This is a genomic window from Flavobacterium sp. 11, from assembly GCF_002754315.1.
Classification (GTDB): Bacteria; Bacteroidota; Bacteroidia; order Flavobacteriales; family Flavobacteriaceae; genus Flavobacterium; species Flavobacterium algoritolerans.
In genome coordinates this window covers 1603829-1625333 of the sequence record NZ_PEFE01000001.1, presented here as the reverse complement: position 1 = coordinate 1625333, position 21505 = coordinate 1603829, and the positions used below count along the sequence as shown (strand labels likewise).

Below are 21505 nucleotides of genomic sequence, written 5' to 3'. Positions count from 1 at the left end.
TTAAAGTTGTCTCAATAACTTGAAACTTTAAACAAATAGAACTTTAAACAAAAATAAAATATGGAATCAGTTCAAGCTATAAAACAACGATTTGAGATTATCGGGAATGACCCGAAGCTCAACCGTGCGATAGAAAAAGCCATTCAGGTAGCTCCAACTGATATTACCGTTTTAGTAGCGGGAGAAAGCGGTGTGGGAAAAGAGAATATTCCTAGAATTATTCATTCGCTTTCGCACAGAAAACACGGAAAATACATTGCCGTAAACTGCGGAGCCATACCTGAAGGAACGATTGACAGTGAACTTTTTGGTCATGAAAAAGGCGCTTTTACCGGCGCAACCAATACACGTGAAGGTTATTTTGAAGTAGCTGACGGCGGTACTATTTTCTTGGACGAGGTTGGTGAACTGCCTTTAACTACTCAAGTGCGTTTGTTACGTGTTCTTGAAAATGGCGAATTTATAAAAGTAGGTTCTTCCCAGGTTCAAAAAACAGATGTACGAATTGTAGCCGCTACAAATGTCAATTTATTTGATGCTATCGAAAAAGGGAAATTCCGTGAGGATTTATATTATCGTTTAAGTACAGTAGATATTACTTTGCCTCCTTTACGCGATCGAAAAGATGACATCCATTTGTTATTCAGGAAATTCGTTGCTGACTTTGCCCATAAATATAAAATGCCACCTTTAAAACTGGACGAAAACGCTATCCAATTATTGCAGAAGTTTCGTTGGAGCGGTAATATTCGTCAATTGCGAAATGTAGCCGAACAAATCTCTGTTTTGGAAACTAATCGTGATATTTCAGCCGTGACTTTACAATCATATCTGCCAGTTCTGGGAAACAATTTACCATCTGTGATAAAGGATAAGAAAAGCGAAAGTGATTTTAGTACCGAAAGAGAAATTTTGTACAAAGTACTTTTTGATATGAAAAGTGATTTGAACGATTTGAAAAAATTAACTTTGGAATTGATTCAAAACGGCGTGTCTAAAGTTCAAGAAACCAATCAGCATTTGATAAAAAAAATATATGGTTCGAAAGAAAATGATAGCGAAATAGATTTTGAAGAAGAACCAAGATCAGCCTTAATCACTACTCAAAACAATGAAGAGCTGTATCAGGAACATGATGATAATTATCTTTTTGCAGAAACAATCGAAGAGGAGGAAACGTTGCGTTTAGAGCAAAAAGAAATCGAAATGATTAAAAAATCATTAGAAAAAAACAAAGGAAAACGAAAAGCTGCCGCAGACGAATTAGGCATTTCTGAAAGGACTTTATATAGAAAAATCAAACAATTTGACTTGTAGTTTTTACCACAAAAGCACTAAGACACAAATGATTTAATTCAAAAAGAATATCTTTGACCCGAGCGTTAGCAAACCGGCGAAGCAAATTTTAAAATAGAAAATGAAATATATAAAACTTATTCTGCTTTCAATAATTATAGTAAGCATCAACAGTTGCTCGGTTTATAACTTTACCGGAACTGGTAAAATTGATGCCGAAACATTTCAAGTTGGCTTTTTTCAAAATAACGCTGAATTAATTGAACCTGGTATTGACAGAACATTTACATTAGAACTTCAAGATTTAATCCAGAATCAAACCAATTTAAACTTGGTCAAAAGTAGTGCTGATTTGACTTACGAAGGAGAAATTGTAGATTACAGAATAAGTCCAATGACTGCTACTGCAGATCAGCGAGCAGCTCAGAACCGATTAACAATTCGAGTGAATGTTCGTTTTACTAATAAGAAAAAAGAAACAGATGATTTTGAAAAACCATTCACTTTTTTCTATGATTATCCTGCGGAACAACAATTGACAGGAGCAACTTTGAACAGTGCTTTAAAGGAAATTTTTGAAAGAATTACACAAGACATCTTTAATGAGTCACTTGCAAAATGGTAAATGGGTTTAAATTCGATAATTTGTTGATTCGGTTAACCGAGTAACAAACAAACGAATAACCAAATAAACGAATACCCTTTATGAACGTAACCGATTATACTTATTTGATTAATAAACCTGATGCTATTCATGAAAAGCAAACGGAAGCTTTGGAAAAAGTACTCGTTGAGTTTCCTTATTTTCAAAGTGCCAGAGCAATTCAATTAAAAGGGCTTTACAATCAAAATAGCTTTAAATACAATACTGCTTTAAAAGTTACTGCAGCACATTCAACTGACCGATCTATTTTATTTGACTTCATTACTTCGGATACGTTCACTTCGATTCAAAAAGGTCTTTACGATAAAAAAGCACTAGAAATTCTTGATATAAATGTGGTCGACAGTGAAACCATTGTTACTGAAGAAAAAACGGAATCTAAAATAAATTCTTTAGAAAGATCCATACTCACATCAATAAAAGAAGCTTCTGCTGTCGATGTTGATGATGCTTCAAAAACTACCGAAGAGAAACTGGCAATTGGAAAACCTTTAGATTTTTCTAAAAGTGAGCAACATTCCTTTCAAGAATGGCTTCAACTTTCCCGCACTGAACCTATCGAAAGAGAGAAAGAAAGTGCTATTAATTTACCACTTCCTATAATAGATGAAGATAAAAGAAAGAAATTAGAATTAATCGATAAGTTTATTGAAGCCAGTCCAAAGATTTCTCCGGTAAAACATGGAGTTGCTTCGACCGTTACTTTTGACTTAAATGCAGCCGACAATTCTTTCTTGATGACAGAGACTTTGGCCAGAGTATATTTAGAACAAAAAAATATCAAAAAGCGATTCAAGCTTATGAAATATTAATTTTGAAATATCCAGAAAAAAGTAGTTTCTTTGCAGACCGCATATCGGATATTAAGATTTTACAACATAATAATAATTAAACAATGAGCACATTTTCAATTTTTTTAGTTTTAATAACTATAGTTTGTTTTCTATTAATCGTAGTTATCATGGTTCAAAACCCTAAAGGTGGAGGATTATCATCTACAATAGGTGGTTCTCAAATGTTAGGTGGAGTACAAAAAACAACTGATTTTTTAGACAAAAGCACTTGGACATTAGCAACTATACTAATTGCACTTATATTACTTTCTAGCTTAAGCTTTACAGGAACATTAAGTGATACTGATTCTAAAATCATCGAAAACACAGGAAGTGCAGCACCAGCTACAAACACGCCAGCTGCTCCTGCTCAAAATACTCCTGCTGCAACAAATCCAGCAGAATAAATTATTACAACATATTCTAAATGCCAGCCTGTCAAAGCTGGCATTTTTTATAAGAAATTATGTCAGTTTCATTAGGATGGCACAATTTCTGAAATCTCCATAACCGTAATAAAAATAAATAATATAAAAATATACAATCATGGCTTTAAACATTAAACCTCTTTCAGACAGAGTTCTTATCGAACCCGTTGCAGCTGAAACAAAAACTGCTTCAGGAATTTTTATTCCAGATACAGCAAAAGAAAAACCACAAAAAGGAACTGTTGTTGCTGTTGGAAACGGAACAAAAGAACACACAATGACTGTAAAAATTGGTGATTCTGTGCTTTATGGAAAATACGCTGGTACGGAATTAAAACTGGAAGGAAAAGATTATTTGATCATGCGTGAAGACGATATTTTAGCAATAATATAATCGAATTAACAAATAAACGAATTAACAAATAAAATTAAAATGGCAAAAGATATAAAATTTGATATTGAAGCACGTGACGGTTTAAAACGTGGTGTTGATGCATTGGCAAATGCGGTAAAAGTAACGCTAGGACCAAAAGGTCGTAATGTAATTATTGGAAAAGCTTTTGGTGGACCAAACGTTACTAAAGATGGTGTTACCGTTGCAAAAGAAATTGAATTAAAAGATCCCTTGGAAAACATGGGTGCTCAAATGGTAAAAGAAGTAGCGTCAAAAACTAATGATTTAGCCGGAGACGGAACTACAACTGCAACTGTTTTGGCACAAGCTATCGTAAAAGAAGGTTTGAAAAACGTTGCTGCAGGTGCAAATCCAATGGATTTGAAACGCGGTATTGACAAAGCGGTTGAGGCTATTGTAGCTGACTTAGCGAAACAAGCAAAAGTAGTAGGAAGTGATTCTGAAAAAATCAAACAAATTGCTTCAATTTCTGCTAACAATGACGAAGTAATTGGTGAGTTAATCGCTACTGCTTTCGCAAAAGTAGGAAAAGAAGGTGTTATCACTGTTGAAGAGGCTAAAGGAACTGATACTTATGTTGATGTTGTTGAAGGAATGCAATTTGACAGAGGATATCTTTCTCCTTATTTTGTTACTAATTCAGAAAAAATGGAAGTAGAATTGGAAAATCCTTACATCCTTTTGTATGACAAAAAAGTTTCTTCTTTAAAAGAATTATTACCAGTTTTGGAACCAGTTGCTCAATCTGGAAAACCATTATTGATTATTGCTGAAGATGTTGATGGTGAAGCATTGTCTACATTGGTGGTAAATAAATTACGCGGAGCCTTAAAAATCGCTGCTGTAAAAGCTCCAGGTTTTGGAGACAGAAGAAAAGCAATGCTTGAAGATATTGCTATCTTAACCGGAGGAACAGTAATTTCAGAAGAAAGAGGATACACTTTAGAAAACACAACTATCGAAATGCTAGGGACTGCTAAAAAAGTGACTATCGATAAAGACAACACTACAATTGTAAGTGGTGCTGGCGAAGCTGATATCATCAAAAATCGTGTCAACCAAATCAAAGGTCAAATGGAAGCTACCACTTCTGATTATGACAAAGAAAAGTTGCAGGAACGTTTGGCTAAATTAGCTGGTGGAGTTGCTGTACTTTATGTTGGTGCTGCTTCTGAAGTAGAAATGAAAGAGAAAAAAGACAGAGTTGATGACGCACTTCACGCAACTCGTGCTGCTGTTGAAGAAGGAATTGTTGCCGGTGGTGGTGTTGCTTTATTGAGAGCTAAAAATGCATTAAGCACTCTAAAAGCTGACAACGCTGATGAAGCAACAGGAATTCAAATTGTATCTCGTGCTGTAGAGTCTCCATTGAGAACTATTGTTGAAAATGCAGGTCTTGAAGGTTCAGTTGTTGTTGCAAAAGTTGCTGAAGGAAAAGGTGATTTTGGATACAACGCAAAAACGGATGAATATGTTGACATGCTTAAAGCAGGTATTATTGATCCTAAAAAAGTAACTCGTGTAGCGTTAGAAAACGCAGCTTCGGTTGCCGGAATGATATTGACTACTGAATGTGCTTTGATTGATATTAGAGAAGATAATGGCGGTGGAAACCCAATGGGTGGAGGTATGCCAGGAATGATGTAATAAAAATTAAGAAAAATCTTAAAAAAATAAAATCCGAAGCTCATCACTTCGGATTTTATTTTTATATTTATAGTTTTAGATACAAATCAAAATTAACCTCCTGATACTGATTTTTATGTTATCAAAACTTAATTGGCTACTCCTTTTTTTGTTTATTTTCTGCCCTAAAAACTTCAGTCAAACTAATGGACCGAAAGAACAAATAGTAGAAAAACTAAATAACTATTTTGCTTTAGAGCGAGAAAACATTCATTTACACTTAAATAAAGATACATATTTATCCGAAGAAGATATTTGGTTTAAGGGCTATGCTTACAACCGAAAGGAACTTTTACCTTTTTACAAAACTATGAACGTTTTTGTAGTTCTGTACAATCAAGCAGGCATAAAAATAAATCAACAACTTGCCTACTCAAATACGGGTACTTTTGAAGGAGCATTCAAAGATTTAAAGAAATTGCCCTCTGGGAATTATTACATTCAAGTGTATACTAATTGGATGAATAACTTCCAAGAAAATGAGTCTAGCATATATCCAATAAAAATCATCAATCCTGCAAAGACCGATTTTTTCGACACTACAAAAAGCAATTTGGCATCTGCTCAAATAGAAATTCATCCAGAAGGTGGCACTTTAGTTTATGGAATCACTAATACCGTTGGTGTTAAAATCGTAGACATGTTCAATAATCCAATTGGAAATTTGACAGCAAAATTAAGAAACAGCATTAACGAAGTAGTTTCAGAGATTGCAATTAATAGCGATGGATTGGGAAAATTCATTGTTACACCCAAAAATGATCCCTATTCACTAACGTTAGAAATAAATAACAAAATCATTCAACAAACACTCCCAAACCCTTCTACTAAAGGATTGTCTCTTGAAGTAAATTGTTATACATTAAACAATAAAGCATCAGTTAAAATCAAAACGAATGCTACAACATTTAATGATTTAAAATCAAAGCAATTATTTTTAGTTGTTCAGCAAGATGAAAGGGCTTTACTATTTGATATTGCTTTAGATTCAAATTCATTAGAGCAAAATATCATATTTTCAACCGAAAACATCTCCAATGGCGTCAATACGGTGCGAATTATAGATGAAAACATGAATCAGCTTGCAGAAAGAACCATCATCAAACTCCCTAATTTAACTCAAAAGTTTACTCTTTCTAAAAAAACAACTAACACTGGTACCATACAAATTGAAGGTCTATCCAGTCAGAACGATGCTAACCTCAGCGTTTCAATAGTACCCGCAAATTCTATTGCAACCGAAAAAAACACTTCCATAACTTCTGATTTTTTATCTAATTTCTATTTAATTAAACCAATAAAAAACATTGATTTATACCAAACGAACCCAAATACCGCCAAGAAATACGAGTTGGACTTAGCCATGCTCAATCAATCAAAATCCAAATACTCGTGGAACGAAATTGTTCAAAATCCACCACAACCCAATTATGAATTTGACATGGGACTTACGGTAAAAGGAAGAGTATTGACTCCTACTTTAAAGAATGCGAAAGATTACAACATTAGATTCCGTGCGTTTCATCATCAAATCAATGTTCAATCTCCTATAACTGAAACAGGAGATTTTGAATTCAAATATCTGGTATTGAAAGACTCAGCTTCAGTAGATTTCAGTTTGCTCAAAAACGTTGAAGCAACACCTTTAAAATTAACTCATACAGCGAAAATAACAAATGGTAATCGAGAATATAAGTTCCCATTTAAAGGATTTAACCCTACCGACTTACAACAAACAACAAACTCTCAAATTTTAGAATTACCTGTTTTCGAAGATGACATTATTGAATTAAATACTGTCACTGTTAAAGCAGAGGCTAAAAAAAATATGTTAACCCATGCCAACACTATGGAAAATAGAAATTTAAGAGGTTATAAAATTTCCGAACAAGAGACAATGAACCTTTTAACTTTTATTAATACTCGTGGATTTAAGGTGTCTGACAATGGTATGGATGTTAGCATTACGGTCCTAAATTCTGGTTCAAATATTCCAGCTCGACCCGAAATTTTTGTCGACAATATTCAAATTAGGGACTTTTCCTATTTGCAAAACATACAAATGAATGAACTGGAAGAAATATACATGAATCCGAATGCATTAATCCCATCTGGTAGAAATCTTCAAGGAATCATAAGGATATACACTAAAAAACCTATATATAGTACTCTAAAAACTAATGTAAAAAGCTCAGAATTGGCAAATGGTTTTACTACAGCACCAAAATTTGAAAACTCTAACTATAATTCAACTTTGAGCCAAGGTTTTTTGTATTACGGGGTAATTAATTGGATTCCTACCCTATTAACGGACCAAAAAAATAGTTCTCAAATTGATGTTCCAAATTTCAATCAGAAAAAAATAAAAATAATTATAGAAGGTTTTACTTATAATGGCGAACTGATTTCTGAAACGCAAATTATTGATTTATAAAAAAACTCTTTTTTCGATAATTCATAATAAGTAAAATCAATTAACCCATTGGCTTTACTAAGAAAATCAGCTATAGGTACTATTTAGTCATCTAAATCAGAATACGCACTAAGCTGTTTTTTTTACTGCTATAAATATGTACATCTCATTAATTCCTGAATCTATGCAAAAAAAGGAGCATAAACTCTAGATTTATGCTCCTTCTTATTCATTATTATCAAATTCCAAAATGACTTCTTTAATAGTCTCTGTTTTTACGAGACGGTTTTTTTATGATAAAAAATCATTAATTATTCTTGAGTTTTTGACTTTCTGCTGAACTTATAAATTACCGGTAAAACAGTAATCCCAACTAAAGCTATAACAATTATTTCGATGTGCTCTTTCAAATCAATCTGATAATTTTCAAGTAGAAAACCATATAAATAATGCCCTGCGAAAATCAATGTGAATGACCAAATGAAAGAACTTAAAATGTTATAAAACATAAATTTCTTTTTGTCCATAGAAACAATTCCAGCTACTATTGGCGCAAATGTTCTAAATATTGGCAGGAATCGAGCAAAAATAATTGCTTTGCCTCCGTATTTTTCAAAGAAATCTTTTGATTGAACTAAATATTTTTTCTTAAACCAAAAACTATCTTCCTTATTGTACAAGTAATAACCGCTTTTTGAACCAAACCAATATCCAACAACATTACCCAAGATACCTGCTAAAGCCACAAGTGTTGATAAAAGAACAACATTCGCAAAATCATTTTCAATGAATAAAATGTTTTCTATTAAATCACGGCTGTAAATCCCTGCTAAAAACAACAAACTATCTCCTGGTAAAAAGAACCCCGCAAAAAGACCTGTTTCTGCAAAAACAATAAATAAAACTATATAAATACCCAATTTAATTCCATTAACATCAAAATGAATATAAAAAAGCGGGTCAATCAAATTCTTCCAATCAAAATCGTTCATTCTACGGTGTTTTATGCTAAAATTATTCGTGCGTGAAAGTACGGATAATATATCTTAACCACAATTTATGCTACTATTTTAAAGTTTTATTAACTATTTAAATTAGCCGAATTAACTTTCCATTGCCAACAATCAAATATTGTTTTTTTTATTCGGGATTCTAGCGCTTTAAAAACATGGCTTTTTATAGTTAACCACCATAATTTCATTCAAAAAAACATTCAAAATATGGCATTAAAAAAACCAAAGCTTTCACTTTGGTTTTCTTTAAAATCATTTTCGCTCATATTGGCAACAAGTATGAAGCTTTTCATAATCTTCCTTTAATGCCTTGACTTCATCTGTATCGTGACCAACTTTTGCAATCGCTTTTTGAATCGTAAGAACATCCGTTTTCTGTTCGTTTGCAATCAAATATAAAGTGCCACAATCCATATGCCAATCGGCAGATTTCACTCCCGAGACACTTAATGCCGCTTTTTCAATTCTCTTTTTACACATTTCACAATTCCCGCTCACATGAAATTCAACTTTAGCATTTTTATTTTTCACTTCTTGAGCCTGAACTGTAAATCCAACAAATGTCAGTAACAGTACTACAATTATATTTTTCATAATTTAATTTTTTTAAGACTATTTAATTTTAAAACGTAAACCCGCATAATACATTTGTCCAAAAACTGGACCATAAACTATCGACGCATCAAAAGTAGGACCAAATGGATTTTCATTACCCAAGATAACGTTATCTTGTTTGTAATTTCCAATATTTTCTCCACCAATATAGATTTCAAAAGTAGAAGAAAAAGTTCGTGTAACTTGTATATTCATCACAGAAAATGATGGCGATAATTCTGGTAGCCTATCTTCTACAGGATTTGTTGATGTATTGGGCAATTGTTGTTTGCCGAGCCAATTGAAAGTATAATCAAACTTCCATTGTTTTCCTTTATCCAAAATATGGGTTTCATATCCTAAATTCCCAAAGAAACGATGTTTTGCCTGCAATGGCCTTTGATACGTTCCTGACAAATAATCCGCTTGAATATCATAGTACTTGTAGGCTGTCCTCAAATTAAAATGTTTAGCTAATTCATAATTAAACTCTACTTGCAAACTATTGGCATACGATTTCCCAATTAAGTTGTAAAACAAAACCTGTTGCGGACTTTGCATCACATCAACAACTGCCTGATTTTGAAAATCGGTTCTGTAGAAATCAAAACCAACATCAGCACTTTTACCAAAAAGTAAAAAGCCCTGCATAAAACTCAGCCCGTAATTCCATGCAATTTCAGGATTCAAACCGTATATTTTTCCATTGGTATCCAAAAAATCAAAGGTTCTTGAACTTGCCAAAAGCTGTTGATTTTCGGCAAAAACATTAGCGCTTCGTTTCCCTCTTCCTGCTGAAAATCGCAAAACACCTTTCTCCCAAGGATTGTATCGCACATGCAATCTTGGCGTAGCAAAAGTTCCCAAACGATTATGATTGTCTATTCTACCGCCAAGAACTACACTAAAATCATCTGTGTTATCATAGGTATATTCGAAAAAAGCGCCAACCGAATTATCAATCCTGCTGTAATCATTTGCATTGACAAACTCACCGTATTTATCATAGGTGAAGTTCAGACCCGTTGAAAATTTATGTTTTGTATTATTGATAATCGAATTAAAAATAAGGTTCGAATAATAACTTTTTTGTTTAATATTATATTTATTTAACCCAAAATAAGAATTTTGATCATGACTATTAAAAGCATTTTGAAAACCAATACTCTGATACGGCATATCCGGAAAAACATACCCTAATTTAGTGGAAACATCAAACCGTTCTGTATTGATTTCGGAGCCCCAATAATTCGTTGTCCCCTTATCTCTATCAGGGTCAAAATTTAATTCTCCTGTTTGTTTTTGATCATTCATATAACGGAAGTTGATGAAACTTACCCATCCTTTTTCGGCATTGGTATATTGCCAACGGTTCAAAACATTGATTTGTTTTGCTAATGGATTGTCCAGAAAACCATCGTCATTCATATCGTTTTTTGAAACCCTCGTGTTTCCGTGAACAAACAAGCTACTACTCCATTTCTCGGAAATTTTCTTGTTGAAATGCGTGTTTAATTCGAATCGAGAATCTGTTGAACCATACGCATTAAGAAAAAATGGAATATCGCTAATGGGCTTTATCAATTCGGTATTAATTTGTCCCGAAATACTTTCGAAGCCGTTAACTACACTTCCAGCTCCTTTAGTGATTTGAATACTTTCGACCCAAGTTCCCGGAGTGAATGATAATCCGTAGGCTTGAGAAGCACCACGCACCGAAGGAATATTTTCCTCAGTAATCATCAAATAAGGACTCGTTAATCCCAGCATTTTTATTTGTTTCGTTCCCGTCAAAGCATCCGAAAAATTAACGTCGATTGAAGGATTGGTTTCAAAACTTTCTGCTAAATTACAACAAGCAGCTTTGAGTAGCTCTTTGCTTGTCAGTACTGTAGTATTAGCCGTTAAGCTATATGATTTTTTTAAACTTTTACTGTTGCCTTTTACTTTTATCTCCTGCAAAGTATCTTGAGCAAAAGAATTAAAAGCGCAAAAGAAGAACAATAAAAGTATTGAAATTTGTTTTTGCATGATTGATTTTTAATGTTTGAAAAATGTAAAATCACAAAGGTGTGATTCAAGTTTTTATAGAAACATTAAAACTACGCGTAGAAAATATATTGGTGGTATAATTTAAAAAAAGGAGGCGCATTTGCATCGCAGTAATACGAAAGAAATGGACTGTTTTTAAAATTTGAAACAAATGAAAACACAGAAGGATTCCATTCATTCATTTGAAATATAAAATCGGGATGAAAAGAGACTGTTTTTTGAATTAAATCATCTGTTTTCTTTTGAAATTTAACCTCTTTGTCTTTGCAACAATGTGATTCTTTTTCAACAACCCCACAACAATCTTTTTCTAATTTTTGGTCCTGAACAGGTGTTTTAAGAGTTACCGAAGTAATCTCACTTCCACAATAACGAACATTAAATGCTAATCCCATATTGGAAACCAATACGAAAAAAGCCAGAAGTATACTTATATGTTTGTTAAATTTCACCTTGCAAAATTAGTGATTTTATCACATCAAAAAATTAAATTCCTAAAGAATTTACAACTCAAATTCTTGTCCCATTAAAGGAATTTTACAGTCAAAACCATATTTTTCATGAATTTTTATACGAAGCTCATCCATAGGCTCATTTTCTCCATGCACAAGAAAAACTCGTGTAGGTTTATTTTCCAATTCTGACAACCAGTTAAGCAAATCTTTTTGATCTCCATGTGCAGACAAACCTTGTATTTCCAAAATATTAGCTTTTACAGGATAATAGCGACCATGAATTTTAATTTCTTTTGCTCCTTCCAGTAATTTTCTTCCGCGGGTTCCTTCGGCTTGATATCCCACAATAATTACGGTAGTTTCCGGAAGGCCAATATAATGTTCGAGATACCCCAATACTCTTCCTCCAGTTACCATTCCGCTGGCAGCAATAACCACTTTAGGCTGTTCATCAAAAATAACCTGCATGGTTTCTTGATAATCAGAAACCAATGAAAACATTTTACTCATTTCGGCACATTCTTCCAGCGATAACTTGTGCCATTTTTTATTATTCGAAAAAATATTCAGTGCATTAATCCCCATTGGAGTGTCAATAATATAAGGAATATTAGGGATTTTATCCTCCTCTCTGAGTTGCCACAATAAGTACATGATGGTTTGGGCACGCTCTACGGCAAAACTCGGAATAATGATGGTTCCGCCTTTCTCAACGGTATTATTTATATAAGTTTCCAATTCTAATTTAGTATCTGTTTGAGGATGTAATCGATTGCCATAGGTACTTTCGAGAAAAACATAATCGGCTTTTTTAGGTTTGGTTGGCGGATACATCAATACATCATTATCGCGGCCAATGTCTCCGGAAAAAACCAACGTTTTATTTTCAAGTGTCAACGCAATGCTGCAAGCTCCTAAAATATGGCCTGCATTTGTGTAAACAGCTTCAATTTGGGCATCCAAAGGAACTGGTTCATTGGTTTTAATTACTCTAAAAAACGGAAAAACTTTTTCAGCCTGTTCTACCGTATAAAGTGGTTCGGCAATTTCATGTTTGGAATATTTCCCTTCATTAGCATTTTTAGCTTCTTCTTCCTGAATTTTCGCACTATCCAGCAGGATGAGTTTAGTAATGTCTTTTGTGGGACTCGTGCAATAAATTTTACCTTCAAAACCTTGATTTACCAATCTTGGCAACCAACCGCAATGATCTAAATGGCCGTGAGTGAGCAAAACAAAATCTATCGTGGCTGGTAAAATAGGTAAAGGTTCCCAATTGAGTTCCCGTAAAGGCTTGATGCCCTGAAACAATCCACAGTCTATCAAAATCCGAATCCCATTACTTTCAATTAATGTTTTTGAACCGGTTACTGTACCTGCTCCACCAATAAATTTAACTTTCATATGATTTGAATTTAAAATTAAACAATCCTGTATTATTTTAAATATAACTGCATAATTCCGTTGCTTCTTTTAATACGTTTTTTATCCGGTTTGGACTCAATCCTATTTTTTCTAAACAATCGGAATGGTTTATTATTTCTTTGACTAAAATCACGTCTAATATCAATAACTTATCTTTTTCGGCTATTGATAAAGTAGTTAAGCAAGTTACCGGATAAAGATAATGTGTGTCATTTTTTGTTTTTAGATTATTGTCTTCAGGATAATTCCAACTTAATAAACTCAATCCGGAGCATTTTGCAAAATCGATAGCATCAGTCGTAAACCTATTATTTGTGACAATCCAACAATTTGAAATGACATCTTTTTTTTCAAAAATGGCATGCTGTCTTTCCTTCAAATCATTGAAACGAGATAAAATATACATGGGAACTTTCACATCCGAAGCGGCTTCCCTCCCCAGATGATATTTACATTCAATCATTGAAATTTGCTCATTCTTCTTTACTAAAACATCAATTTCATGCAGCACACATTTACCTTGCAAGCTTATATTTGTTACCGTTTGATACTGTTCCGAAGCAAAAAGACGGGCTATATATTTTTCGAAAAAGAAACCTGCTGGACCTAACAGTCGTATTGCTTCTCTTAAATTATAACGTGCCGCATGGGAATTAGCCGTTTTTTTCAATAATGAAAAAGCCATTTTGTAGATTTGTTTCGTAGAAATACCCTCATACATTTGTTTTTTTATAGCATAAAGTATGTTATCGACCGCAATAGCACTTGCTCCCGATTTTAAAAGTGACTTTTTAAGTTTATCAGAATTAAATTCGACAATATCCCCAGAATGTTTGATAATTTTCATACCCTTATTGATTTGATAAACAAACACTTAAATCAACATAAAGATAAAGAAAAAAGACTACTTATTTTGTTTTTGATAATAAAATCCCGGAACAAATAATAAGACAAAAATAGGCTGAATCAAAAACCTGCGAACGTAAAATAAGACCCAATTACTATTTTCATTCGCAAAGTAGACTATGTAGAAAAAAGCAACAATTAAAATCATGAAGAAAAAATAATACAGGACGAAGGCAAATTTAACCATCGCGACATCCTTGAAAATGACATAAATAATACCCAATGAAATAACGGTATTTAATGTGTAACGGAACAATAGTCCTAAAAATAATTGGGTTGAATCAAAACTTGGTAGCCTTAACTTGGCAAAATCTTTTTTGAAAAAATCCAGAAAAGGATCATAAAACAACTGATTTTCAAAAGTACGAACAAGCACTAATAATACAACCAAAAGAAGGAATTGTACGAATCTCAGTTTGTTATTTAATATCTTTTGAAGCATATCTTGAAAATTTACGAACCCAAATTAACCACAAAATAAAAACTACACCATAAATATACAAAGGAAAAAGGACTCCGTGTAAAAACGGCTCTTGTTTTGGAAAATAAAAAATCAATGCACTTAAAGCAGCTATTCTCAAAATATTCAACACATAAATAAGAAGGCTTCCGCCAAAGATGAAAAGCAGCGTTGCTTGTAGTTTCCCCGAAAAAGCTAATACAAATGAAATAAACAAAATAATTACACTAATTGCATTACAGCCTTCTATAATACGGGCAACATATTTTTGATTATAAAACAGCTTCATATAAGGATGCGCAGCACTTTCTTCAATTGAAGATCCATTATTGAACAATTGCAACACTTCCTCCGTATTTTCACTCACCATTCTGGTAATAGAATCTATTTTATTTTCCTCAAAACCATTAAGATAGCGCTGATACAAAAAAGTCAGTGCTATATAACTCAAAAAAAAGGTTGCCAAAAAAAGCAAAAACGGTTTGTAGAGAATAAAATATTTTTTCAAAATCTATTTTTTAACAAATTTATGTAATTTTTGAAACTGGCTTTAAATACTTTTGCATAAATAAAAATTAAAAACATGACATTTCAAGAATTACAACCAAAAGTAACCGAAATCACTTTAAATACAACGTTATCAAGAGACGAAAAACTATTGTCTATTTGTGAGCTTCTGAGTAACTCCGTTGATTATTATAATTGGGTTGGATTTTATTTTGCTAATCACGAATCCAAAACATTACACTTAGGTCCTTATGTTGGAGCAGAAACAGATCATACTGTAATCCCTTTTGGAAAAGGAATTTGCGGACAAGTAGCAGTTTCTAATAAAAATTTTGTAGTTCCTGACGTTGCAGCGCAAGACAATTATATCGCTTGTAGTTTTACCGTAAAATCAGAAATTGTAGTACCACTTTTTGTAAACGGAGAAAACATAGGACAAATTGATATTGACAGCCATGTCTTGGATCCTTTTACTAAAGACGATGAGTTATTTTTGGAATTTGTAAATACAGAAGTAGCTAAATTGTACTAAAATAATTACATTTGACAGCAAATAAAACATCTTATGTCAACTAATCTATTTGCTGCAATATTATTTTTGGTGTCCACTTTCTCATTTTCACAAACTCCAAAAGACGGAAAAATATTTTTAGATTCAACATGGAATGAGACTACTGAAGCAAATCATAAATATTATAGAATAATCAAAGATTATTATTCTGATAAAGAAAGCTATAAAATTTATGATTATTTTAAATCAGGAGTCTTACAAATGGCCGGAGCCTCAAAATTCAAAGATCGTTTACAAAAAGAAGGTCCGTTTGTTTATTATTATGAAAATGGTAACAAAGAATCCATGGAAAGTTATATAAACGGTTCGCAAACTGGAAAACAATATAATTGGTATCAAAATGGACAAAAAAAATCAGAGACTGAATATTTCATAGATAACAACAGTAGAACTCCTAGTTATAAAATAATTCAATTTTGGGACATCAATGGCAACCAAAAAATAATTGACGGTATTGGTGAATATGAAATAAAAACTGACAATTTCTATGAAACTGGAAAAATTGTTAATGGTTTAAAACATGGAACATGGGAAGGTATTGTTGATTCCGAAAAGTATAGCTATACCGAAAATTATATAGAGGGAAATCTTATATCTGGAACAAGCACAGATTCTAACAATATTAAATATAATTATACTTCAATAACTACTATGCCTGAACCCAAAAAGGGGATAAAGCATTTTTACAATTTCATTAGCAATAATTTCATCAAACCTAGCGAAGCTAAATTATATAAAGTATCGGGTACTGTATATTTAACATTCATTATTGAAAAAGACGGTAGAGCGAGTGATATTAAAGTCGTCAGAAAATTAGGTTTCGGAATTGATGATGAAGCTATTCGAGTAGTAAAAAGTTATAACCAATGGAGCGCTAGTAAAACAAGGGGAATGAACAGAAGTGTATTGTATTCTTTACCAATATCAATAAAATAATTTTCAAAAGAGTTAAATACTATTTTGAAAATTGGATGATGCAAAACACTAATATCATCTAAAACTTGTCGGTTTGAAAATAAAGATTATCTTTGCACCCGTCTTACAATAGATGTACGACATACATAAAAATCATTAAACAAATATTGGAATGTATTTAACTAAAGAGATTAAAGAAGAGATCTTCGCTAAACACGGAGAAAAAACAAACACTGGAAAATCAGAAGCGCAAATTGCTTTGTTCACTTTCAGAATTAGCCACTTAACTGAGCACTTGAAAAAAAATCGTCACGATTATAACACAGAGCGTTCATTAGTATTGCTTGTAGGTAAAAGAAGAGCTTTGTTGGATTACTTGAAGAAAACAGAAATCAACAGATACCGTGAAATTATCAAAGTATTGAATATCAGAAAATAATCAATATAAAAGAGGTGCGAAAGTGCCTCTTTTTGTTTTTATATACAATAATAAAAAAAGTTTGGTTTTTCATTGGGTTTTAGGCATTAACTACGCAAAACAACAACTACAACACAACTAGAACCCATGTTTAACTAATAAATTAAATTTATGATTCCACAATTATTTGTAGAAAGTATCGATTTAGGTGATGGCAGAAACATCACAATCGAGACAGGTCGTTTAGCCAAACAAGCGGATGGATCTGTAGTAGTAAGAATAGGTAAAACTGTTATTTTAGGAACAGTAGTATCTTCAAGAAAAGCAAGTCCAGGTATCGACTTTTTACCACTTACGGTAGATTATCGTGAAAAATTTGCTGCAGCAGGACGTTTCCCTGGTGGTTTCTTCAAAAGAGAAGCTCGTCCAAGTGATAACGAAGTGTTAACAATGCGTTTAGTAGACCGTGTATTGCGTCCGCTTTTCCCAGATGATTATCACGCAGAAGTTCAAGTGATGATTCAATTAATGTCTTATGATGAAGATGTGATGCCTGATGCATTAGCAGGTTTAGCCGCTTCAGCAGCATTAGCTTTATCTGACATTCCTTTCGAAACTTTAATTTCTGAAGCTAGAGTTGGAAGAATTGATGGTAAATTCATCATCAATCCAAGTCGTGCACAATTAGCATTATCTGACATAGATATGATGATTGGAGCTTCTATGGATTCTATCGCAATGGTAGAAGGTGAGATGAAAGAAATTTCAGAAGCAGAAATGCTAGAAGCAATTAAATTTGCACACGAACACATTAAAAATCAAATTGCTGCTCAACTACGTTTGCAAGCTGCTTTTGGAAAAAAAGAAGTTCGTACTTACGAAGGTGAGAAAGAAGATGAGGCTATTTACGCTAAAGTAAAAGCAGCATCTTATGATAAAATTTACGCTATTGCAAGTAAAGGTTCTTCTAAACAAGAACGTACAGCTGCATTTGCAGAAGTAAAAGAAGAAGTAAAAACATTATTTACAGAAGAAGAATTGGCAGAAAATGGCGATTTAGTTTCTAAATATTTTTACAAAACTAACAAAGAAGCGGTTCGTAATGTAACCCTAGATTTAGGAACACGTTTAGATGGAAGAAAAACTACAGAAATCAGACCAATCTGGTGTGAAGTAGATTATTTACCATCTGTACACGGATCTGCATTGTTTACACGTGGAGAAACACAAGCTTTGGCAACTGCAACTTTAGGAACATCTAGAGAAGCAAACCAAATTGACTCTCCGTCTGAACAAGGGGAAGAAAAATTCTACTTACATTATAACTTCCCTCCTTTCTCAACTGGTGAAGCTCGTCCTTTAAGAGGAACTTCAAGAAGAGAAGTAGGTCACGGAAACTTGGCTCAAAGAGCATTAAAAAACATGATTCCTGCTGATTGTCCTTACACAATTCGTGTAGTATCTGAAGTTTTAGAATCTAACGGTTCATCTTCAATGGCAACAGTTTGTGCAGGAACATTATCATTAATGGATGCTGGTATTCAAATGATTCGTCCCGTTTCTGGAATTGCAATGGGATTAATTACTGATGGAGAACGTTTTGCTGTATTGTCTGATATTCTTGGTGATGAAGATCACTTAGGAGATATGGACTTTAAAGTGACCGGAACTTCTGTAGGAATTACAGCTTGTCAAATGGACATCAAAATCGACGGTTTGAAATACGAGATTATGGAAGCTGCATTAGCTCAAGCTCGTGACGGTCGTTTACATATCCTTGGAAAATTAATCGAAACTTTAGCTGAGCCAAAAGCGGATGTTAAAGCATATGCTCCAAAAATCATTACAAGAACAATTCCTGGTAACTTTATTGGTGCTTTGATTGGACCTGGTGGAAAAGTAATTCAAGAATTACAAAAAGCTACTGGAACAACTATCGTAATCAACGAAGTAGATGAGCAAGGAGTTATCGAAATCTTAGGAACTGACCCTGCAGGAATTGAAGCAGTATTGGCTAAAATTAAGTCAATCACTTTCAAACCACAAATGGGAGAAGCTTACGAAGTAAAAGTTATCAAAATGCTAGATTTTGGTGCAGTTGTAGAGTACCTTGACGCTCCAGGAAACGAAGTATTACTTCACGTTTCTGAATTGGCTTGGGAAAGAACAGAGAATGTTGCCGATGTAGTAAACATGGGTGATGTATTCATGATTAAATATTTAGGTTTAGATCCTAAAACTCGTAAAGAGAAAGTATCTAGAAAAGCCTTAATGCCAAGACCTCCACGTGAGGAGAAAAAAGAGTAATCAATTCTTAGTTTACTAAAGGTTTATTTATAAAAAATCCCGTTTCATGAATTTGAAACGGGATTTTTGTTTTTAAATTAAATTATTTTTGAAACTATTGTAACTTTTTTGAAACTCCATACGTATAATCATTTGTACACTTAAAAATTGAGGAGACAAAAAAAACATGAGACAACTAAAAATCACCAAGCAGGTAACCAATCGTGAAACTGCTTCATTAGACAAGTATTTACAAGAAATTGGAAAAGTTGACCTTATTACCGCTGACGAAGAGGTAGAATTAGCACAAAAGATTAAAGCCGGTGACCAGAAAGCATTAGAGAAATTGACAAAAGCCAATTTACGTTTCGTGGTTTCGGTAGCAAAACAATATCAAAATCAAGGGTTAACTCTTCCCGATTTGATTAACGAAGGAAATTTAGGATTGATAAAAGCAGCACAACGTTTTGATGAAACTCGTGGTTTCAAATTCATATCGTATGCCGTTTGGTGGATTCGTCAATCTATTTTACAAGCATTGGCTGAACAATCTCGTATCGTCCGTTTGCCTTTGAACAAAATTGGTTCTATCAATAAAATCAACAAAATGTACGCTTTATTAGAGCAATCTAACGAGCGTCCACCATCTGCTGAGGAAATTGCAAAAGAGCTTGACATGACCGTAAATGACGTAAAAGAGAGCATGAAAAACTCTGGTCGTCACTTATCAATGGATGCACCTCTTGTAGAAGGAGAAGACTCTAACCTTTATGACGTTTTACGTTCAGGTGAATCTCCAAATCCAGACAGAGAATTAATCCACGAATCATTGCGTACCGAAATAGAGCGTTCCTTAGAAACATTGACTCCAAGAGAGGCCGATGTAGTTCGTTTATACTTTGGTCTTGGTGACCAACACCCAATGACATTAGAGGAAATAGGAGAAACTTTCGACCTAACTCGTGAGCGTGTACGTCAAATCAAGGAAAAAGCAATCCGTAGATTAAAACACACTTCAAGAAGTAAAATACTAAAAACCTATTTAGGATAAAACAGTCAAAAGTCATAAAGTCAAAAATCATAAAGTTCAACAACAGTATGATTTTTGACTTTCGGCTTTAGACTAATAAGTAACGACGGTCTGATTAACTGTTCGTTTTTTGATTGATGATTGAAACTCCGGCTGATTACCGGAGTTTTATTTTTTACAATTGCGAGGTACAAAGCAAACCAATTACATCATTATTTTTTTGGGCGTAACCCTCCGTAAAACTTCGGGTCAGGCTTTCGGCTTTATCTCTCCGTTACACTTCGAGGATACTGCCTCAAATGAAATTCACTGAACACATATAAAAAATAAATCCCTAGTGAAGTAATCCCTTACGCGGTTTACGGACAACTCGCGAGTTCTCCCTTCATTAAAAAAATTTTCTGCAATTGCTCTAAAAAAACTACTTTTGCACAAACAATACAACTACACAATGAAGAATACACTTATTGCACCATCAGTGCTTGCTGCCGATTTTGGAAACCTGCAACGCGACATCGAAATGATTAATAACAGTGAAGCTGATTGGTTTCATATTGATATTATGGATGGCGTTTTTGTTCCCAACATTTCTTATGGAATGCCAGTTCTGGAAGCCATTAACCGACATGCAAAAAAAACAATTGACGTTCACTTGATGATTATTGATCCTGACCGTTACATTAAAACTTTTGCTGAGTTAGGAGCAAATGTTCTAAGTGTACACTATGAAGCTTGTACGCACCTTCACAGAACACTGCAAGCCATCAAAGCTGAAGGGATGAAAGCCGGAGTTGCCATCAATCCACACACAAATATTGATTTACTGGAAGACGTAATCAATGATATTGATTTAGTTTGTATCATGAGTGTGAATCCAGGTTTTGGAGGACAATCTTTTATAGAAAACACGTATGCTAAAATTGAAAAGCTAAAAGCTTTAATCACCAAAAAAGGAGCAACTACAATCATTGAAGTTGACGGTGGTGTAACCAATAAAAATGCAAAACAATTAGTAGAGGCCGGAGCTGATGTTTTGGTAGCCGGAAGTTTTGTTTTCAAAGCAGAAAATCCAACGCAAACGATACACGATTTAAAGAAGCTAACAAACTTCTAGAAAATAAAAAATGGCGCTTAAAGC

General features: G+C 33.5%; 21 protein-coding genes. 13 read left to right on the top strand and 8 right to left on the bottom strand.

The features are described 5' to 3' along the window. Positions 1-60: 60 nt before the first annotated feature. From CLV00_RS07110 to CLV00_RS07080, 7 genes are all read left to right on the top strand, one after another. Entirely contained in the window at positions 61-1317 is a 1257-nt protein-coding gene (locus CLV00_RS07110; RefSeq protein ID WP_099714467.1) for a sigma-54-dependent Fis family transcriptional regulator, read from the top strand. Between the two features lie 100 nt (positions 1318-1417). Further along, a complete protein-coding gene (locus CLV00_RS07105) occupies positions 1418-1921 on the top strand; it encodes an LptE family protein (RefSeq protein ID WP_099714466.1) in 504 nt (167 codons plus the stop codon). A gap of 80 nt (positions 1922-2001) precedes the next feature. Beyond that, positions 2002-2772, top strand: a complete 771-nt coding sequence (locus CLV00_RS07100; protein ID WP_369800919.1) for a hypothetical protein — start codon at positions 2002-2004, stop codon at positions 2770-2772. 83 nt (positions 2773-2855) lie between these two features. Then, complete coding sequence (secG, locus tag CLV00_RS07095) at positions 2856-3200, top strand: preprotein translocase subunit SecG (RefSeq protein WP_099714465.1); 345 nt, start codon at positions 2856-2858, stop codon at positions 3198-3200. A gap of 139 nt (positions 3201-3339) precedes the next feature. Continuing rightward, positions 3340-3615, top strand: coding sequence for a co-chaperone GroES (gene groES, locus CLV00_RS07090; protein ID WP_007137725.1), 276 nt, complete (start codon positions 3340-3342; stop codon positions 3613-3615). Between the two features lie 39 nt (positions 3616-3654). Beyond that, the gene (gene groL / locus CLV00_RS07085; protein WP_099714464.1) at positions 3655-5283 is read left to right on the top strand and encodes a chaperonin GroEL; all 1629 of its coding nucleotides are present in this window, start codon (positions 3655-3657) and stop codon (positions 5281-5283) included. Positions 5284-5398: 115 nt separating this feature from the next. Continuing rightward, on the top strand, positions 5399-7756 hold the full coding sequence (locus tag CLV00_RS07080) for a hypothetical protein (RefSeq protein ID WP_143394881.1): 2358 nt from the start codon (positions 5399-5401) through the stop codon (positions 7754-7756). A 290-nt stretch (positions 7757-8046) separates the two neighbouring features. Here the strand turns inward: CLV00_RS07080 and CLV00_RS07075 are convergent, their stop codons facing one another. From CLV00_RS07075 to xrtF, 8 genes are all read right to left on the bottom strand, one after another. Beyond that, the gene (locus CLV00_RS07075) at positions 8047-8727 is read right to left on the bottom strand and encodes a DedA family protein (protein ID WP_099714462.1); all 681 of its coding nucleotides are present in this window, start codon (positions 8725-8727) and stop codon (positions 8047-8049) included. A gap of 273 nt (positions 8728-9000) precedes the next feature. Continuing rightward, positions 9001-9342 (bottom strand): heavy-metal-associated domain-containing protein, encoded by a 342-nt coding sequence (locus CLV00_RS07070; RefSeq protein ID WP_099714461.1) that lies wholly within the window; start codon positions 9340-9342, stop codon positions 9001-9003. Positions 9343-9360: 18 nt separating this feature from the next. Beyond that, a complete protein-coding gene (locus CLV00_RS07065; protein WP_199074768.1) occupies positions 9361-11373 on the bottom strand; it encodes a TonB-dependent siderophore receptor in 2013 nt (670 codons plus the stop codon). Between the two features lie 71 nt (positions 11374-11444). Further along, positions 11445-11846, bottom strand: a complete 402-nt coding sequence (locus CLV00_RS07060) for a hypothetical protein (RefSeq protein ID WP_233206867.1) — start codon at positions 11844-11846, stop codon at positions 11445-11447. Positions 11847-11897: 51 nt separating this feature from the next. Continuing rightward, the gene (locus CLV00_RS07055; protein WP_099714459.1) at positions 11898-13253 is read right to left on the bottom strand and encodes an MBL fold metallo-hydrolase RNA specificity domain-containing protein; all 1356 of its coding nucleotides are present in this window, start codon (positions 13251-13253) and stop codon (positions 11898-11900) included. 37 nt (positions 13254-13290) lie between these two features. Further along, positions 13291-14121: an ATP cone domain-containing protein gene (locus CLV00_RS07050; RefSeq protein ID WP_099714458.1), complete on the bottom strand. Its 831-nt coding sequence runs from the start codon at positions 14119-14121 to the stop codon at positions 13291-13293. Positions 14122-14178: 57 nt separating this feature from the next. Further along, positions 14179-14622, bottom strand: a complete 444-nt coding sequence (locus tag CLV00_RS07045) for an exosortase F system-associated protein (protein WP_099714457.1) — start codon at positions 14620-14622, stop codon at positions 14179-14181. Then, positions 14600-15148: an exosortase family protein XrtF gene (gene xrtF, locus CLV00_RS07040; RefSeq protein ID WP_099714456.1), complete on the bottom strand. Its 549-nt coding sequence runs from the start codon at positions 15146-15148 to the stop codon at positions 14600-14602. Before xrtF ends, CLV00_RS07045 begins: the two co-directional genes overlap by 23 nt. Positions 15149-15223: 75 nt before the next feature. On the opposite strand from xrtF, the gene CLV00_RS07035 reads away from it, so the two are divergent. The 6 genes from CLV00_RS07035 (at position 15224) to rpe (ending at position 21481) form a co-directional block, all read left to right on the top strand. Beyond that, entirely contained in the window at positions 15224-15679 is a 456-nt protein-coding gene (locus CLV00_RS07035; RefSeq protein WP_099714455.1) for a GAF domain-containing protein, read from the top strand. A gap of 33 nt (positions 15680-15712) precedes the next feature. Then, entirely contained in the window at positions 15713-16654 is a 942-nt protein-coding gene (locus CLV00_RS07030; protein ID WP_099714454.1) for an energy transducer TonB, read from the top strand. 151 nt (positions 16655-16805) lie between these two features. Then, complete coding sequence (gene rpsO / locus CLV00_RS07025) at positions 16806-17072, top strand: 30S ribosomal protein S15 (RefSeq protein WP_035670202.1); 267 nt, start codon at positions 16806-16808, stop codon at positions 17070-17072. A 150-nt stretch (positions 17073-17222) separates the two neighbouring features. Continuing rightward, positions 17223-19358, top strand: coding sequence for a polyribonucleotide nucleotidyltransferase (locus CLV00_RS07020; RefSeq protein ID WP_099714453.1), 2136 nt, complete (start codon positions 17223-17225; stop codon positions 19356-19358). A 166-nt stretch (positions 19359-19524) separates the two neighbouring features. After that, positions 19525-20388: an RNA polymerase sigma factor RpoD/SigA gene (locus CLV00_RS07015; protein WP_007137700.1), complete on the top strand. Its 864-nt coding sequence runs from the start codon at positions 19525-19527 to the stop codon at positions 20386-20388. A gap of 430 nt (positions 20389-20818) precedes the next feature. Further along, a complete protein-coding gene (gene rpe / locus CLV00_RS07010) occupies positions 20819-21481 on the top strand; it encodes a ribulose-phosphate 3-epimerase (protein ID WP_099714452.1) in 663 nt (220 codons plus the stop codon). Positions 21482-21505: the final 24 nt, after the last annotated feature.

Coding starts and splice junctions, on each gene's coding strand:
- CLV00_RS07110 (WP_099714467.1), top strand. CDS start 61: ATGGAATCAGTTCAAGCTATAAAACAACGATTTGAGATTATCGGGAAT.
- CLV00_RS07105 (WP_099714466.1), top strand. CDS start 1,418: ATGAAATATATAAAACTTATTCTGCTTTCAATAATTATAGTAAGCATC.
- CLV00_RS07100 (WP_369800919.1), top strand. CDS start 2,002: ATGAACGTAACCGATTATACTTATTTGATTAATAAACCTGATGCTATT.
- secG (WP_099714465.1), top strand. CDS start 2,856: ATGAGCACATTTTCAATTTTTTTAGTTTTAATAACTATAGTTTGTTTT.
- groES (WP_007137725.1), top strand. CDS start 3,340: ATGGCTTTAAACATTAAACCTCTTTCAGACAGAGTTCTTATCGAACCC.
- groL (WP_099714464.1), top strand. CDS start 3,655: ATGGCAAAAGATATAAAATTTGATATTGAAGCACGTGACGGTTTAAAA.
- CLV00_RS07080 (WP_143394881.1), top strand. CDS start 5,399: ATGTTATCAAAACTTAATTGGCTACTCCTTTTTTTGTTTATTTTCTGC.
- CLV00_RS07075 (WP_099714462.1), bottom strand. CDS start 8,727: ATGAACGATTTTGATTGGAAGAATTTGATTGACCCGCTTTTTTATATT.
- CLV00_RS07070 (WP_099714461.1), bottom strand. CDS start 9,342: ATGAAAAATATAATTGTAGTACTGTTACTGACATTTGTTGGATTTACA.
- CLV00_RS07065 (WP_199074768.1), bottom strand. CDS start 11,373: ATGCAAAAACAAATTTCAATACTTTTATTGTTCTTCTTTTGCGCTTTT.
- CLV00_RS07055 (WP_099714459.1), bottom strand. CDS start 13,253: ATGAAAGTTAAATTTATTGGTGGAGCAGGTACAGTAACCGGTTCAAAA.
- CLV00_RS07050 (WP_099714458.1), bottom strand. CDS start 14,121: ATGAAAATTATCAAACATTCTGGGGATATTGTCGAATTTAATTCTGAT.
- CLV00_RS07045 (WP_099714457.1), bottom strand. CDS start 14,622: ATGCTTCAAAAGATATTAAATAACAAACTGAGATTCGTACAATTCCTT.
- CLV00_RS07035 (WP_099714455.1), top strand. CDS start 15,224: ATGACATTTCAAGAATTACAACCAAAAGTAACCGAAATCACTTTAAAT.
- CLV00_RS07030 (WP_099714454.1), top strand. CDS start 15,713: ATGTCAACTAATCTATTTGCTGCAATATTATTTTTGGTGTCCACTTTC.
- rpsO (WP_035670202.1), top strand. CDS start 16,806: ATGTATTTAACTAAAGAGATTAAAGAAGAGATCTTCGCTAAACACGGA.
- CLV00_RS07020 (WP_099714453.1), top strand. CDS start 17,223: ATGATTCCACAATTATTTGTAGAAAGTATCGATTTAGGTGATGGCAGA.
- CLV00_RS07015 (WP_007137700.1), top strand. CDS start 19,525: ATGAGACAACTAAAAATCACCAAGCAGGTAACCAATCGTGAAACTGCT.
- rpe (WP_099714452.1), top strand. CDS start 20,819: ATGAAGAATACACTTATTGCACCATCAGTGCTTGCTGCCGATTTTGGA.